13 protein-coding genes are annotated in these 16,048 nt (G+C 65.8%); 2 read left to right on the plus strand and 11 right to left on the minus strand.

Annotated elements, in window-relative coordinates; translation table 11 throughout:
* The coding region (locus G3N93_RS18550; protein WP_241026589.1) for a M23 family metallopeptidase at window positions 1–1,167 on the plus strand (1,167 nt) is incomplete at its 5' end.
* 169 nt (window positions 1,168–1,336) lie between these two features.
* On the opposite strand, the gene G3N93_RS18555 is transcribed toward G3N93_RS18550, so the two are convergent.
* The 7 genes from G3N93_RS18555 to G3N93_RS18585 all read right to left on the minus strand — a co-directional run bounded on the left by G3N93_RS18555 (window position 1,337) and on the right by G3N93_RS18585 (window position 11,642).
* Window positions 1,337–2,062 (minus strand): amino acid ABC transporter permease, encoded by a 726-nt coding sequence (locus G3N93_RS18555; protein ID WP_174934219.1) that lies wholly within the window; start codon window positions 2,060–2,062, stop codon window positions 1,337–1,339.
* Between the two features lie 2 nt (window positions 2,063–2,064).
* Window positions 2,065–2,787: an amino acid ABC transporter permease gene (locus G3N93_RS18560; protein WP_206133669.1), complete on the minus strand. Its 723-nt coding sequence runs from the start codon at window positions 2,785–2,787 to the stop codon at window positions 2,065–2,067.
* 94 nt (window positions 2,788–2,881) lie between these two features.
* A complete protein-coding gene (locus G3N93_RS18565) occupies window positions 2,882–3,697 on the minus strand; it encodes an ABC transporter substrate-binding protein (RefSeq protein ID WP_085038977.1) in 816 nt (271 codons plus the stop codon).
* A gap of 186 nt (window positions 3,698–3,883) precedes the next feature.
* Window positions 3,884–5,050 carry a fimbrial protein gene (locus G3N93_RS18570; RefSeq protein WP_174936900.1) on the minus strand — a complete coding sequence of 389 codons (1,167 nt, stop codon included), beginning with the start codon at window positions 5,048–5,050 and terminating at the stop codon, window positions 3,884–3,886.
* 58 nt (window positions 5,051–5,108) lie between these two features.
* On the minus strand, window positions 5,109–8,117 hold the full coding sequence (locus G3N93_RS18575; protein WP_206133670.1) for a GLUG motif-containing protein: 3,009 nt from the start codon (window positions 8,115–8,117) through the stop codon (window positions 5,109–5,111).
* 110 nt (window positions 8,118–8,227) lie between these two features.
* Window positions 8,228–9,022 carry a molecular chaperone gene (locus tag G3N93_RS18580; RefSeq protein WP_206133671.1) on the minus strand — a complete coding sequence of 265 codons (795 nt, stop codon included), beginning with the start codon at window positions 9,020–9,022 and terminating at the stop codon, window positions 8,228–8,230.
* 4 nt (window positions 9,023–9,026) lie between these two features.
* Complete coding sequence (locus G3N93_RS18585) at window positions 9,027–11,642, minus strand: fimbria/pilus outer membrane usher protein (RefSeq protein ID WP_374196480.1); 2,616 nt, start codon at window positions 11,640–11,642, stop codon at window positions 9,027–9,029.
* Here G3N93_RS18585 and G3N93_RS41595 point away from each other — a divergent pair.
* Window positions 11,545–11,886 carry a hypothetical protein gene (locus tag G3N93_RS41595; RefSeq protein WP_241026591.1) on the plus strand — a complete coding sequence of 114 codons (342 nt, stop codon included), beginning with the start codon at window positions 11,545–11,547 and terminating at the stop codon, window positions 11,884–11,886. The two genes, G3N93_RS18585 and G3N93_RS41595, sit on opposite strands and share 98 nt — an antisense overlap.
* Here the strand turns inward: G3N93_RS41595 and G3N93_RS18590 are convergent.
* The 4 genes from G3N93_RS18590 to G3N93_RS18605 all read right to left on the minus strand — a co-directional run.
* Window positions 11,844–12,566 carry a fimbria/pilus periplasmic chaperone gene (locus G3N93_RS18590; RefSeq protein WP_307873417.1) on the minus strand — a complete coding sequence of 241 codons (723 nt, stop codon included), beginning with the start codon at window positions 12,564–12,566 and terminating at the stop codon, window positions 11,844–11,846. The two genes, G3N93_RS41595 and G3N93_RS18590, sit on opposite strands and share 43 nt — an antisense overlap.
* A gap of 60 nt (window positions 12,567–12,626) precedes the next feature.
* Window positions 12,627–13,205 (minus strand): fimbrial protein, encoded by a 579-nt coding sequence (locus tag G3N93_RS18595; protein ID WP_174934239.1) that lies wholly within the window; start codon window positions 13,203–13,205, stop codon window positions 12,627–12,629.
* 715 nt (window positions 13,206–13,920) lie between these two features.
* Complete coding sequence (locus G3N93_RS18600; RefSeq protein ID WP_174936893.1) at window positions 13,921–14,616, minus strand: alpha/beta hydrolase; 696 nt, start codon at window positions 14,614–14,616, stop codon at window positions 13,921–13,923.
* A 274-nt stretch (window positions 14,617–14,890) separates the two neighbouring features.
* A partial coding sequence (locus G3N93_RS18605; RefSeq protein ID WP_206133674.1) for an agmatine/peptidylarginine deiminase occupies window positions 14,891–16,048 on the minus strand: 1,158 nt, incomplete at its 5' end.

A 16,048-nucleotide genomic window follows, 5' to 3' on the forward strand; every position in this document is an offset into this window, starting at 1 on the left:
CCCGCACTCGGCCTCGCCGCGTTGCCGGCCGTGTCGCAACTGCCGGGCGCCGTCGACTCGGGCACGGCCGCGCTGCCGCAGCGCGTGCTGTCCGACACGCCGTTTCCCACTGCGCAGCATTTCGTGACGAGTGAGCTCGCCCGCACGATCGGCGAGCGCAACGATGCCGGCGAACGCAACGATCGCAGCCAGCAGCCGGGCCTGTTCGCGCCGCTCAGCGCGCATCGCAACGACATGCTCGGCTACGCGAACCTGTTCCAGTTCGCCGCCCCTGAAAACCAGCACGGGATGCGCGCGGGCGACATCGAGCTCACGCTGTCCGATACGCTGAACCGGCTCGACGTGCCGCCCGAAGTGCGCATCCAGCTCGGCGATCTCGTCAGCGGCAAGGTCGCGATGCGTGCCAGCGCGCAGCGCGGCGACTACTACCGCGTCGCGTTCGAATCGAACGACGGCACGCCGCGCCTCACCGCGCTCGAACTGCGCGTCGCCGGCCGCACGTTCGGCGCGATCTGGTTCCGCGCGCCGGGCGCCGAGCACGGCGCGTACTACGCGCTCGACGGCTCGCCGCTCGAAGCCGCCGCATTCACGATGCCGGTCAAGTGGACGCGCATCAGTTCGTTCTTCGGCGAGCGTATCCATCCGCTGTCGCAGGCGATGGCGTTCCACACGGGCGTCGATCTCGCCGCCCCCACCGGCACGCCCGTCGACGCAGCGGCCGACGGCGTCGTGTCGTTCGTCGGCACCGATCCGGGCGGCTACGGCCGTTATGTGATCGTCGATCACGCCGATGGTTACTCGACCTATTACGCACACCTGTCCGCGTTCGCGCACGGCCTCAAGACGGGCGAGACCGTGAAGCAGGGTCAGCGCATCGGTTCGGTCGGGATGACGGGCGCCGCGACGGGCCCGCATCTGCACTTCGAGGTGCGCGTCGCGAACAATCCGGTCGATCCGCTCGTCACGCTCGCGAGCGCGCAGACGGCGCTGTCCGACATGCAGCTCACCGCCTTCCGCCAGGAAGCGGCGCAATGGCGCTTCCGCCTCGCGTCGATCAATACGGCGCCGTTCGCGTTCGCGCAGAACGACGGGCCGCTGTGGGGCGATTTCGCGACCGATTCATCGACGCTGCGCGCAGTCTTCAATACGCATTACTCGGCGTCGTGACGCATCTGCCGCCTGCCGTTGCTCGACGAGCAGCGGCGCGCGCGGCAGGCTCTCTACCGTCCTTGCCGCTCTCCCTGGCCGCCGGGCCTGACCTGCCTGGCGCGCTATCCGCGGCACCCATTCACCGGCCACCGCCTCGCCGGCTATTCAAAACGGCCGAAGCGTGCCGTCACCGTGCGGGTTCCGTGAACTCGGCCGCCGCGTGCGCGGCGCGTTCCGCGCGCGGGCGCCGCGACAGCAGCCAGCGTGCCGCGCCGTCGAGCGACGTGCACAGCACCAGATAGATCAGCGCGACGAACAGGAAGATCGGCGCCGGATACACCATCAGCCGGTTGTTCACCTGCGTCGCGACGAACGACAGCTCCGGCACGCCGACGATATACGCGAGCGACGTATCCTTCACGAGCGCGACCCACTGGTTGACGAACGACGGCGTCATGATGCGGATCGCCTGCGGCAGCAGCACGTAGCGCACCGTCTGCCAGCGCGTGAGCCCGAGCGACAGCCCGGCCTGCCATTGCCCGTCACCGGCCGCGACGATGCCCGCATGCACCGCGTGCGCGAGATACGCACCGCCGATCAGCGCGAGCGCGCATACGACCGTCGCGAGCCCCGGCACGTCCATGTGCAGCAGCATCGGCATCAGGAAGTAGGTCCAGAAAATCAGCATCAGCACCGGAATCGCGCGGAAGAAGCCGATGAACGCGAGCAGCAGCACGCGTACCGGGCCGCGCGCGAGCGCCATCGCAACGCCGAGCGCGATGCCGAGCACGGCCGACGCGACGGCCGACGCGATCGCGAGCAGCAACGACAGCGCAGCACCGCCGAGCGGCCCTTCCGGGAACGCGCCGACCAGCAGGTACGGCAGATTGGCGAGCAGCAGCGAAAAATCCATCGTCAGCGCCCCGCTCCCAGTCGGTCGCGCCATTGCGTGGCGGCGTACGCGCCCGCCTCGATCGCGGCCACCGCCGCGACGTACAGCACGGTTGCCACGCCGAATGCGGCGAACGTCTTGAACGTCTCGGTCTCGACCTGCCGCGATGCATACGACAGCTCGGCCACGCCGATCGCCATCGCGAGCGACGAGTTCTTCACGAGATTCATGTATTGGCCGAACAGCGGCGGCAACGCGATACGCACCGCCTGCGGCAGCACCACATAACGCAGCGACTGCATCGGTGTGAGGCCGAGCGCGGCCGCCGCATCGTGCTGCGCGCGCCGCACGCCGCGCAGGCCGGCTTCACACTCTTCGGCGACGAATGCGGCCGTATAGGCGCTCAGCCCGACCCAGCCCGCCACGAATTCGAACGACGGCCATGCGAGCGTGAACGGGCCGATGCTCAACGCATGGCGTGCGTTCAGCCACGCGATCCACGTGTCGGGCAGCAACGACGCAACACCGAAATACCAGAACAGCAACTGCACGAGCAGCGGCGTGTTGCGGAACGTGACGACGTACGCGGCCGCCACCATGCGCGGCGCCGTGCCGCGCGCATGCCGCATGACCGCGAGCAGCAGTCCGCCGGCGGTCGCGACGACGGCCGACGCGGCCGCGAGGCCAAGCGTCAGCAGGAAGCCCTGCCAGAGCCAGGACAGATATTTGGGAGCCAACCCGAGCATGCTGTGTTGCGGGCGCGAAGCGCGCGATCGAAGGAAAACGAAAAGCGCCGCGCGGCCGATGCTTTGGCCGATCGCGGCGCGCGTGCGATGCGGATCAGGTCTTGTCGCCGATCCGGAAGATGCGCGTGAGCGGCGTCTTCGTCGTCGGCCCGAACCATGCGTCGTAGATCTGCACGGCGCGGCCGTTCGCCTCGAGCCCCTTCAGCGTGTCGTTGACGAAGCCGAGCAGGCGCGTCTCGCCCTTCGGCACGCCGACGCCCATGTAGTCGTTCGAGATCGTGAACGCCGGGATCTCGTAGTTCTGCTTGTCCGGCACGTTCGCGAGCAGCCCGATCAGCTTCGGGCCGTCCTGCGTGATCGCCTGCACGTTGCCGGCGCGCAGCGCGGCGAACGCGAACGGCGTGTCGTCATACGCGACGATCGTCGCCTTCGGGAATTTCTCGCGCAGCGTGATCTCGTTGGTCGTGCCCTTGTCGGCGCCGACGCGCAGCGCGTTCAATTGGTCGGCCGATTTCAGCACGCCTTTCTTCGCGAGAAACTGCTGGCCCGACGAGAAATACGGAATGCTGAAGTCGACCTGCTTCGCGCGCTCATCGGTGATCGTGAAGTTCGCGAGCACGAGATCGACCTTGCCCGACGTCAGGAACGGAATGCGGTTTGCCGGGTTGGTCGGCTGGAGCTGCAGCTTCACGCCGAGCTTGTCGGCGAGCGCCTTCGCATAGTCGACGTCGAGGCCGACGATGTGATTGCTTTTGCCGTCGACATAGCCGAACGGCGGGTTGCTGTCGAACGTTGCAACGCGCAGTACACCGGCCTTCTTGATGTCGTCGAGACGGTCCGCATGCGCGACAGTGCCTGCGGTAATGAGCGCGGCCCCGACGAGCCACGTAGCGAGCGTGTGGAATTTCATGAGCACGACCTGATTTGTTATGAAGGCCGCCGCGGATCGCGCGGCGGCCCGGTTCGAAGAACATCGCGACGGAGTGTGTCGTCGCGAAGCCGCTAACGTATCAGCGCGTGCGGCGAATCCGAACCAACAAATGGTGCTTTGCTCAGCGGGTTTCGTGATGAGGCGCGCGGGCCGCGGTTCGCATCATCACGGGAACGTAAACGTGAATTCCGCTGCCCCGTTCGCGTTTCCGGGCCTCAGCTCGCCATCCGCACCGGTTCGGATATACCGGGCACTGAGCGGGATCGTTGCCGTGTCGGCGTTGCGATGCATCGGGTAGGTCGGGGCCGTGCCCGGCTCGCCGTACGCAATTCGCTCGTTCGTATCCCGGTGCATCATCACGATGTTGAACCCGTGCGCAACCGACCGGCCGGCCGGCGCGCTCAACTGCAGCAATGTCTTGTCCGGATTCGGCTGTGCGGCCTTGTCGCGGAAACTGATCGACGGCTTGGCCATGACCGCGCATTGGCTGAGCGTGATATCGAAACTGACCGGCTCCGACATCGCGTTCAACGACGGGAACCTGTCGATCGCGACATTCCCGAGCGTGACCGGCTTGATCCAGTTCGACTGGATCTCGCAGCGGTTCGGCACCTGGACCTCGCACTCGCTGCCGATGCAGACGTTGCCGGCGCCGGCAAAGGCGATAGCCTGTGCGCACAAGGGCGTCTGTTGAGGCACCGTCACGGTGCCGCCCACCGACGCGGCGCCTTTCGGCAAGTCGATCGCATAAACCTCGACGGTCGGATTGCCCGGCAGGTTCTTGACGACCAGCTTGCCTTGCGGCAACTGCGAGACAGGCTTGTCGAGCACGAGAAACTGCCGGAAGATCATCATCTGCGCGTCGGCACCGCCTTGGTTCGCGCGACCGAGATTGTGCTTCACGGTCACCATCGGCAGCGAACCTTGCAGCAGGGTATTCTCGTCGCCGTCGCCAGATACGCCTGCCCACTTGAAGCCGATACCGTTGACGTCTGTCTTCGCGACACCGTTCGTGACAATAGAGCCCGTTTTCCAATGCCCGGCCCCCACCAGTTCGTGCTCTCCCGACGCAACGCCGTATTTGAACGAAACGACGAGCGAAACGGAGCGTCGGTACAGGATCGCGCCGACCGGTGTCGCACTCGTCAACGGCGTAATCATCTTCCAGGTTGACGCATCGATGTTGCTGAACGAGCAATCCAGTGCCGTCGCACCACCGACGCCCTGCGCCATCGCGGGTGTACCGAATGCCAGGACCAGGTGCCCGGCCATCGCAAGGCGACGCACAGCCCGGCCGATTCGCCCGGGCCTGCGCCATTGATTCGTCTTCATGCTGCCTCCCGTTGCATCGGCGGCGGGCGCCGGTCATGCGCGCCCGCCGCCTGCTGCATTACTCGATCACACCGAGATTGAGACCGGCAATCTTCTGCAGCCCGGCCTCGCCTGACGCGATGCTGTTGCGGAAGGTGCCCCGGTTGATGCCGACAAGACCGCCCAAGGTCTGGTACGACGACACGTTGATCCGCCCGCTCGCGGCCGAGCGTTCGACGAGCCCTGCGTTCAGGCCGATCAGGCCGCCCAGCGTCGCGTAACAGCCGGCGCCGACCGTCCCCGACGCAGACGCGTCGCGCACCGTGCCGAGGTTTTCGCCGGCAAACCCACCCACCGTGCTCGACGAGCCGCCCGTCACGTTACCGGTTGCCGACGCGGTGTCGATCGTGCCGAACGTCGTGTTGGCGCCGGCGAAGCCCCCCACCGACGCACCGACCCCACCGTACACGTCGCCGCTCGCATCGACGTTGGTCAGTTCGGCCGCGTTGCTGCCGACAAAACCGCCCGTCTTGCTGTAGTTGCCACCGCGCGTCGTGCCGCGTGCGACCGAATGTGCAATCCGGCCGCCGAGATGGCTGCCGACAAAGCCGCCATTGGCGCCCTGCCCACCTGTGACCGCGCCATGCGCTTCTGCCATGTCGATTGCTGCATCCGCGCCCAGGTTGATGCCGACGAAACCGCCGGTCGAGCCGGTCGAGTCGCTCGTGACGGCACCCAACGCCTTGCCGTCGGTCACTTGACCCTGGTTCAGCCCGACGAAGCCGCCAATCGCTTGCGCATATCGGCCATCCACGACCCCGCTCGCACTCGAGCCGGTGATCTTGCCGGTATTGCTCCCGACGAAACCGCCTGCCGAGCCGCCCGATCCGCCCGTCACGCGCCCCAGCGCCGCTCCGTCGACAATCGTTCCGAGCAGGTTCGCGCCCACGAACCCACCGACGTTCACGCCGGCGATACCGGCACCCGACGTCGTGCCGCGACTTGTCGACCTCAGGATCTTGCCGCCCCGGTTCATGCCGACGAGGCCGCCGATCGATGCCAGGTTCGACGCGCCACCGGTGACGGTAGCGTTGGACTCGCTGTCCGACACGACGCCTGCGTCCATCCTATCGATGCGGTTTTCGCCGACCAGACCGCCAACGGCGTACGACATTCCATTGCCCGCCACCGATCCGGCAAACGACGATTGGGACAGCTCGCCGCTATTGATGCCGACCAGCCCACCCAGCGCATTGCTGCGGCTGGCGCCTGCACTCACCTGCATGCCCGTCGCAGTAACGTTCGTGATCTTGCCGGCGTTTTCGCCCACCAGCCCGCCGATGGCCACCGGACCGACACCGGACGCGGCACTGACGCGCAACGACGCCAGTTTGAGGTTGGCGAGCGTGCCGGTGTTGCGGCCGAACAGCCCTGCATACGGATCGCTGCTCGTGATGATGAGGTTGCTGATCGTGTTGCCGAGGCCATCGAACACGCCGGAGAACGACGCGCCCGAACCGATGGTCTTGAACGTGGTGCAGGAATACCAGGAACAGGAACCGGAGATGGCGTTTCCGAGTACGTACAGCCCGCCGAGATTCGTATTGACGCCCTGCAACTGCTGCAGGTTCTGGATCACGGTATAGCGATAGCCGTTCGACTCGAAGCCGGCCCCCGCTCCCGACAGCGTCACGGCCGCGCCGCCCGCGAGCGAATGCGTGACGCCATAGTCGAGCGTCAGCAGCGCGTTCGCGCCGGTCAGCGCGATCGGCGCAGCGATCCGCACGCTGTTCTTCGCGTCGATGCTCACGCGCGCGTTCGCACCCGTTGCGCGCAGCGCGCCGTTGACGGACACGTCGCCGTGCCGGCTGGCCAGTGCCAACCGGTTGCCGCTGGCCCAGGTCACCGGCCCGTCGACCGATACCGCGCCGCGTTCGGCAACCAGTTCGACATCGGTCGTCGCGAGGTTGCGCGACAGCGTATCGGCCACGATCGTACCCGGCTGGTTCGCACCCGCCTTGACCGACACGTCGGACGACGCGATGCGCCAGGTGCCGCCGCGCCCGTTGGTCGCACGCGTATCGACCATCGTACCGAGCGCCACCTTCACGTCGGCGCCACGGGTGTCGACCGTCCCGCCATTGCCCGGCATCGTCGCGCTTGCGTTCAGCGTGCCTGCGACATTGACGGTGCCGGCGTCGTGACCGTCCAGCGAGATCCGGCCGGCGACGTTCCTGAGCGTGCGCGCCTCGATGGTGCCCTGGTTGTTGACCACCGTGCGCAACAGCGTATCGGCGGTCTTCGCGCTCATCAGCACCTGTCCGCCATCGGCCTTCAGCAGCTGTTCGTTGCTGACCAGCGCGTTGATGGCGCCCTGGTCGATCCGTACGCTCAGCAGCTTGCTGCCGTCGAAGTTCAGTGTGGCGTCGCTGCCCGCTCCCAGCGCGACGGTGCCCATCTGCGCCTGGACGATACCCCTGTTGATGACTTTCGCGCCGAGCAGCGCGATCGCGCCGCCTTCGCTGGCAACGAGATTGCCGAGGTTTTGCACTTCGCTCGGAGACTGACCGGAGAACCGGAAGCGGCCGGATTCGAAGTCGTCGTTCTTGATGTCCAGCGTCGTCGCCACCAAGCCGCCGACATTGACCTGCGCGCTCTTGCCGAACAGGACGCCGTTCGGATTGACGAGGAACACGCGACCGTTCGCGTCGATATTGCCGTGGATCGAGCTGCCGTCCTGACCCATCACCCGGTTCAGCGCGATCGACGTCACGGACGGCTGGTTGAACGTGACGCGCTGCCCCTTGTCGATGTCGAACGTCTGCCAGTTCGTCACCAGCTTGTCGCTATGCTGGTTGATCGACATCTGCTGCCCGTTGTCGTAGCGAAGAATGTCGGCTTTCCCGGACACAATGTTCTCACCCGTCGGCAGCGCCTGGACGGACGTCGCCGCGCCGCCCGCGAGCAACGCCAGCACCGCGACGACACGCGCGCGCGTCGCCGACTTGCCGTGCCGGCGCACCCGTTCGCCGGCCACCTGCCAAACGCCCTGCCCGGCGTTCCATACCAAAGCGTATGTCTTGTTCATTCTCGTTTTCCTTGTTGTGGTTGAGACCCTGTCGATTCCCCGACAGGACGGGTACTGCAACTCCTGGCACGCCGCGGCACCGGCACATGGCGCCGCGTGCCGCCGCGCCGCTACGGCCCCAGCTGCGCCCGGTATTCCTGAGATGCCCCGCTGTCGTCGACCGCGTCGAACACGATCTCGCCCGATCGCACGCCGATCGGCATATCGATCGGGACGCGAACCTGGCTGAACGGCGCGATCTCCGCCGCCCCGCTGGCCAGCGCGACCGGCTCGCCGTGCAGCAGCACGCGCGTCAGCGTCACGTAGTACGGGGTGGGATTCGTGGCGACGATCGATGGGGAGTCCTGCCGGTCCATGCGCGCCCAGGTCAGCGCGTTCGGCGCCTGATCCGGATCGCCGGCCAGGGCGGTCGGCCGATACAGAATCTTCATGCGCAACCGGTACGCGATGCGCAACGTGTTGTCGCTTGCCGGTGCGGCCGGTGGCACTTCGAGCAGGTTGATCCAGAAGCAGGATTCCCGATCCACCGGCAAGTCGGCTCCGATGGACTGCACGCGGATCGCCAGCGACTGCGCCGGATCGAGTCGCGCGAGCGGCGGCGAAACGACGAACGGCACGCGCAGGCGATCGGGATCGGCATTCGCGTCACCCACGTCGAGCCATGCCTGAACCAGGATCGGCGCGGCGCCACCGTTGCGCGCGACGATCGTCAGCGCACGGGCATCGCCGGGATAGACGAAGCGGGTTCCGACCACGGACAGCGCCGCGTGCCCGTTGACTGCGCCGACGCTCACCGCGCAAGCCACCACCGCCGCACGCACGATGCGGACAAAATCGGCCCCGCGACCTGTACGGCGCGGCGGCAGGGACGCCGCAAGTGCGGAACGGACATCGAGAACGCGCATGGAACTATCGCTCCACGCGCTGGCCGCGCGCCGTCGCCGCGACAGGCGCAATCGCAGGAAGTGCGCGGCAGACACGCGTCAGCGTCACGTAGCCGCGGGCGGTACGTTCCTGCGCCGGCACCGCATAGTCGATCACGCACCGCTGATCGGCACGCGTGCCCCATTCGACACGGATCTGCCCGTCGTCGTCGGCACTGCGCACCAGCAGGCGGCTACCCTGCCCGACCGCGCCCAGCATGGTGCCGGTGCGTGCGTCGAGCGCACGCGCCGCGAACGGCAGTGGCCGGCCGTCGTCGGTCTGCGCGTCAATCAGCAGCGCCCGCGCCCTCTGCGTGTCGTACGACAGCAGGACGACCGAGCCCGAGCGGGGCGCGACGCTACGCGATACCGTCTTGAGTTCGACATCGTCGGGGATATCCTTCGGATCGATGTCGATCTTGTTGAGCTGATACGGCGTGAGGCTCGGTACGATCGCGTAGCCGAACCGGTCGACGCGCGCGTTCGAGTTACCCACCAGGGCGCCGCGCGCGTGCGGCGCGCGCACGACGCCGATCGTCTCGCTCAAGGTGGGCGCCGGCGTCAGGCCGCCCGGGTGCAGCACCAGGCCGCCCGTCGCGTTCGCGGACGCCTGCTGGTAGTCGCTTCCCAGGCCGACGTTCGCCGACAGCGACACGGCCGGCAATTGATAGCCGACGCCGAAACTGCCCGACGGCGCCCGGTTGTTGCCGTCGTAGCTCGACGACAACGAGTACGATCCTGCGCTTTGCTCGCCGAAGCGGCCGGCCAGGCTCGCGGTGGCACTGGTACCGGCACGGGTGTCATGCGTCATGAGCGTGCTGAAGATCGGCGCGCGCCGCGCGTTGCGTCCCAACGGAATCGAAACGTTCAGGCTCACGAGCGTGCTGCCCGCCCCGCCGCCGAACGACGGTTTCCGAGCAGACAGGTTGCGCACGCGCTGCACCGACGCGGTCAGCGTCGCATCGCGCCATTGCGTGCTGTAGCCGAGCGTGAAGCTGAGCGACTGCCCGCCTCCCGCCCAATAGCTGAGCGCCGATCCGTTCGCATAGACGCTCCCCGACCTCCCGATCTGCTGACTCACGTTGAGATCGACCCGATTGCGCAGCCGCGCAAACGAAGCGGTTGCCGCGCCTTGGTCGTCCCGGCCGTTCAACAGCAACGCGTCGCGCAGGCCGAGATAGCCTTTCGTCGAGTAGCGATACGCGAGCAGCGAAAAATTCGTGCCGCTGTTCGGCAGGTTCTTGCTGTACGACACGCGAATGCTCGAGCCGGTCAAGCGCTCACTGCCCGGCGGCTGGGTCCGCGCGATCGTGACGTCGGCCGCAAAGCCGCCGATCGACGTATTGAGCCCCACCCCCATCAGTACCGACTGGTAACGGTTCGCAAACGCGGCGCCGCCGTATGCCGTCAGCGCATTGCTGACGCCGCGCTGCACCGTGAACTGGCCGACGTACTGCGTGCCGATGCCGCCGCCGACGTCGATCGCCCGTCCCGCCATCGCGCTGAACCGCGTGCTGCCGGGACGCAGTAATTGGACCGCAGTCGCGAACGGCACCACGAAGCTGCGTGTTTCGCCGTTGGCTTCAGTCACCGTCACGTTCAGGTCGCCGCCGTAGCTCATCGCCTGCAGGTTGTCGATCGCGAACGGCCCCGGCGCGACGGTCGTCTCGTGAACGAGATAGCCGCGCTGGTAGATCGCCACTTTGGCATTCGACTGTGCGACGCCACGTACGACCGGCGCGTAGTAGCGCTGTTCATCGGGCAGCATCCGGTCGTCGCTGGCGATCTGCACGCCGCGGAACGACACGGCGTCGAACAGCATCCCGCTCGTCGAGCTCTCGCCGGCCAGCAACTGCGCGTGCCAGTCGGGCAGATCGGTTTGCGCATAGACGTAGCCGCGCTGATAACGGGCGCCGCCGCGTTGCGTCCAGGTAAGGTTGCCGTTGTGGCGAATCCGGAATCGCCCGGCGCTGGCCGCCATCGAGAGGCCCGTGTAGAGCTGCGAGGATTCGTAGCCGCCCGAACGCGTCGTGAACACGCTGGCGTTGTAGTTCAACCACGCGGCCGGTACACCGTTCGTCCAGTTGGCCGGATCGACGTAGGTACTCTGACCGGCGTAACGCATGTAGAACCGGGGAACCGTCAGATACAGTTTCTGCTCGGCTGCATCGAACGACAGTGCGGCGCCGGGTACATACCGTGAAACCGCCTCGCAGATCAGCCCTTCAGGCACCGGATTCGGAGGCTGGCTGCCGTCCTGCCCCCGCGCGCTCCGGTCGAGATCGACACCCGCCCGCTGCAGCAGTAACCGGTCGTAGCAAGGCAGCACGTCATCACGCGCGTCGCGATGAAATGTGATGTCCTCCATGCCGCGCCACTGCCCGTTGACGATCAGCTCCACTCGATGCAGCCCCGGCTCGACGGCGTTCGGACGCTCGAACGGCGTCGTGTCGATCGGCTCGCTGCGAGGGCCATGCATCAGCATCGAGTCATCGAAATGTGTCTTGCCGGCCGCCGGCGAACCGTCCGCGTTCTCGCTGCGCTTGTCGTCCCGCACCACCGCGACGGCCGTATCCGCGACGGCGTTTTCACCCGACGTCATCGCGATCGACGCAAATACCGATGCGACCGCCATCAGACAAGGCCGCTGCGGTAGTCGCAGGGGGCACTCCGATACGCATGAAGAATGGAAACCTGCTGAACTGCGCATGTGGATACAGTTATTTCGCACACTGATCCAATACATCGGGATCGGCATGCTGGGTGATGCCTTCTGGATGGATGTGTTGCGTGAAAAAACTGCTCAGTCGGTCAGTTTTTTGGTTATCGTGCTGCGTCCGCCGTAATCGTCGATGGTCATATAGCGCACGACCCTCGTGCGATGCGACTGCGTGAAGACACCCGGCAGCGGAAAGCGTTGGGTACCGAACGGCGCGACCATCCCGCCACCCGCCTCCACGAAGGTGCCGCCGACCTCGGCCTCGACCATCCCGAACGACACGTAGTACGGCGTCGGGTTCGACACCTCGAGCGTGATCCGTCGTCCGCCCGCGCGCTGCGCATCGGCAGACGCGCTCCAGACCAGCGCGTCCTGCGCCGTATCGACGTCGTTCTCGAGCGCCGAGGGCCGGTAGAACAATTTGATGCGGGTTCTGAACGCGAAGCGCAACTGGTTGTCCGCATCTTGCTGCACCGTCGGCACCTCGAGCACATTCAGCCAGAATACCGATTCTCGGTCGGACGGCAGCGACGCCTGCATGTTGGTGATGCGCAACACCGCGCCCCGCCCCGCTTCGACACGCACCAGGGTCGGTGCAACGACAAACGGCGTGCGCATCTGCTCGGGCGGAACGTCGGCGCGACCGTCGTCGATCCAGCTCTGCGCGAGGACCGGTTGCGTGCCGGAATTTTCCATTCGGACCGTCACGTCGCGAGCACGCTCGGGAAAGATCACCCGGGTACCGTTCAACAGCAGGGCTGCCTGCGCCAGCGTGGCGCAGGCAGCCCATGCCACGACACCGGCCACGACGCCTGGATAAGGAATCCGAATTGACAATGTCATGACGTGTAACGCGAATGGGACTGATCAGTGGTAAGCGAGCACGTACCGGATGAACGAGTTACCGGAACCGGCCTTGATGCCAGCCGGCAAGGCCGTCGATACGTATGCCGCCTTGTAGGTCAGGGTCGCGGTGTTGTTCTCGACGGTCGCAATCTGCGGGTCGGTCTGCGGCGTGCCGAGCATGATCTTGCCGTTCTTGGTGTTACCCGCGTCCTTGATCTGGATTTCGATGCCCTCCGCCGGCTTGGTGCCGATGAGCTTCAGGTTGCCGGTCGACGGGTTGATGTTGACCGACACCGGATCGAACTCCATCACGACCTTCGTGCCGTTGGCACAGCCTGTATTGCCGCCAATCTTTACACTGAACTGGACTTCATTCGACGTCTTGCCGATCGCATCGAACATGGCCGGGTCAACGCGGTCGCCAAGTTGCACCTCTTGCCGATTGCTGGAGCCAGGCGCCTGGCCGTTGACGTTGCAGGTGACGTCGGAGATGCTGCCGTAGAAGGCCAGCTCACCGTCAAATGCATTGGCAATCGACGGCACCGTCGCCACGCTCGCCAGGCCCGCCACGACGCAGCCTCGAAGCAAGTTCATTTTCATGTTTCAAATTCCTATCTAAATGGATGTTCGTTCCCGGAACAGCCCGATCGGCTCGGAAACTTCCGGAGGGGCTTGGTTTCTCGAAGCGCAGATCGCATCGCGCCATCTCGAATACATGAAATATGCATTCAAGAAAACGACGACATCGCCATTCTATTTTTCGTCTCCGCCTTATCAAATAGTACGAGTAAGAAATGTGGATATCATTTATCCATTCGTTATATTGGCTTGCAGCAGCAACTGTGCTAGCCCGCAAAACACAACACCCCACTCCGTACAGCAAGCCGATCCCGAACAGCATGGCCGCTCGACGATTCCCATCAATTCGATTAAAACTCTATAAACAATCAACTAAATATATTCAAAAATCCATTAAAAGACATGTCGGCATCAAAAAATTAGGAATTTTACGAACCAAATAACTACTCGCATAGGACAAGTCAAATCAACACTGCATTCACGACTTTCACGCCGACTTAGCGGCGCATGTGCGCAAATCGGCATGCCGTCAAAATATTCGACATTCACTTCTCGGTGCGACGTCGCATTTCACTGAGGGCGCGTACAGGCCGACCGCACGTGAACCGGCTGCATGCAGCGCTGCCAGCGGCAGGAACAAGTTCGTCTGGAAGCGACGCGGCTCGCCGCTTCGCGAATGGATGCGCGTTGCCGCGCCGGCGCAGAACGCGGCAATACGCCGCGCTCTGCCCCTGCATCACCCGGCGAGCGCGGTCGCCGCCTCGTCGATCAGCTCCGCGACCGCCACCGGTTTCGACGCGAGCGACGCATGGCTCGCATCGAGCGTGATGACCTTGCGCGCGTCCATCCGCGCCGACATTCGCTGCTGGTTTTCCGGCGCGATCATCCGGTCTTGGCTCGAGATCTGATACCACGACGGTTTCACGCGCCATGCGGGCGCGTGGATGGTGTCCGCGAAGGTGCTCGCCACCGGCGCCTTCTGCGTGACGGCCATCACGAGCGCTTCATCTGACGAAAGGTCCTGGCAGAAGCTCTCGTGGAATTTGTCGGGCTTGATCCACAGATAGCCGTCGCTGTCGGGGGCGAGATTCGGTGCGGCCGCCGGCAGGTGTTCCTGCGTGATCCCGCCGGGGCTTTCGCCGGCGTCCGGCGCGAACGCGGCAATGAACACGAGGCCCGCGACGTTCGGCAGGTTGCCGGCCTCGCTGATCACCGCACCGCCGTACGAATGGCCGACCAGCAGCACGGGGCCCGCCTGCTGCGCGACCATCCTGCGCGTGCGTTCGGCGTCGTCGGCAAGCGAAGTCAGCGGCAATTCGACCGCATGCAGTGACGCATGGCCCCTGCGCGCGAGTTCGACGATCACTTTTGCCCAGTGCGCGGCGCCGCCCCAGAAGCCGTGCACGAGCACGATCGTGGGTTTGCTCATCATGACTCTCCTTGACGTGGCATGTCATCGAACCGTCACTGGCCCGGCCGATCCGGACCGTCGCGCGGACATGCAGCAACCAGCATAGGCGAGCCGCCGCGCGCGACCAACCCCGCCGGGGCCGGCGTGCGACGCAGCGCACCAAAAAAGACGCCCGCTGCAAGCAGCGGGCGCGAATCCCAGTCAAGGAGGTGTCACACGAACTACAGGCCCAGATTAAGGAATTCGCCCGTCATGGACAACGAATCGATTTCCATATCGATATGACGGGACACGCTCACGCCGGCACCTCGCGGGTCGAGCAGTGGATGCCGCCGCCGCCCGACGCGATGCCGAGGATGTCGACCTGCACGATCGCCCGGTTCCCCGCATACGGCCGGATCGCGGCGACCGCGGCCGCGTCGGCCGCCGCGTCGTTGAACTTCGGCATGACGATCGCACCGTTGCACGTGTAGAAATTGATGTAGCCGGCCGCGAAATTCGTCATCTGCCGGTCGTTCAGGCTCGTGCCGGCCGACGTGCCGAAATTGACCGGCGGCACCAGTTCGACGAGCTTCAGCGGCCGGCCGCTCGCATCGGTCTGGCCCGCGAGCCGTTGCCGGTTGGCGTCCGTCAACGCGCGCTCGCCGGTCGAATTCGACGCGTCGTAACAGCACGCGACCACGCCGGGTGCGAGAAAGCGCGCGTAGAAGTCGACGTGCCCGTTCGTGATGTCGGTCTCGCCGGCCGGCGTCGCCGCGCCGCCGGCACCGCCCACGCCGCTGCTGCGCGGATAGGTTGCCGTACCCGGCAGCCAGATGATCTTCCGCACGCCGAGCGTGCGCTGCAGTTCGGCGAGCACCGTGTCTTTCGCCGTCGGCAGCAGCGTCGCATTCGCGATCACGCCGTTCGGGATGTCGAACAGTTGCGGATTCCGGTTCACGTGCAGCACGGACGATTCGGTGAGGATCGCCGTCGCGTCGCCGTCGAATTCGATCGCGCCGCCTTCGAGCGTCAACGTGCTGCGGATCAGGTTCGCGCCTTTCCGCTGCGCCATCCAGCCCGCCACCGCGTTGTCGCGCCCGAACGGCTGGAAGAACTTGCCCGCCTTCGACCGGTTGCTCGCGGCCGCGACTTCCGGCGGGACCGTCGCGCCGGGGCTCATGCCGGCGCCGTCGGTGTTCGCGTTGCCCCAGCCGTTGAAATTGAAGCCGACCGCATTCAGCGCATTGTTGTTCGTCGTATCCCTGACGAACAGGCACCCGGTGTCGCGCACCCAGAAATCGTTGAAGCCGTCGGCGAGCGGCACGAGGTTGATCCCGCCCGCGCCCGCGGCGCGTGCCGCGTAGCGCGCATGCAGGTCGGGGTTCGCGACGCTCGCGGTCGCGAGCAGCGCGCGGGCCGCGTCGAGATCGGCCGGCAGCACCAGCATGTCGACCGGTTCGGTTGCGCCGAT

Source organism: Burkholderia sp. Se-20378 (assembly GCF_017104665.1).
Taxonomy (GTDB): domain Bacteria; phylum Pseudomonadota; class Gammaproteobacteria; order Burkholderiales; family Burkholderiaceae; genus Burkholderia; species Burkholderia lata.

Coding starts and splice junctions, on each gene's coding strand:
- G3N93_RS18555 (WP_174934219.1), bottom strand. CDS start 2,062: ATGGATTTTTCGCTGCTGCTCGCCAATCTGCCGTACCTGCTGGTCGGC.
- G3N93_RS18560 (WP_206133669.1), bottom strand. CDS start 2,787: ATGCTCGGGTTGGCTCCCAAATATCTGTCCTGGCTCTGGCAGGGCTTC.
- G3N93_RS18565 (WP_085038977.1), bottom strand. CDS start 3,697: ATGAAATTCCACACGCTCGCTACGTGGCTCGTCGGGGCCGCGCTCATT.
- G3N93_RS18570 (WP_174936900.1), bottom strand. CDS start 5,050: ATGAAGACGAATCAATGGCGCAGGCCCGGGCGAATCGGCCGGGCTGTG.
- G3N93_RS18575 (WP_206133670.1), bottom strand. CDS start 8,117: ATGAACAAGACATACGCTTTGGTATGGAACGCCGGGCAGGGCGTTTGG.
- G3N93_RS18580 (WP_206133671.1), bottom strand. CDS start 9,022: ATGCGCGTTCTCGATGTCCGTTCCGCACTTGCGGCGTCCCTGCCGCCG.
- G3N93_RS18585 (WP_374196480.1), bottom strand. CDS start 11,642: ATGACGTCGGGTGAAAACGCCGTCGCGGATACGGCCGTCGCGGTGGTG.
- G3N93_RS18595 (WP_174934239.1), bottom strand. CDS start 13,205: ATGAAAATGAACTTGCTTCGAGGCTGCGTCGTGGCGGGCCTGGCGAGC.
- G3N93_RS18600 (WP_174936893.1), bottom strand. CDS start 14,616: ATGATGAGCAAACCCACGATCGTGCTCGTGCACGGCTTCTGGGGCGGC.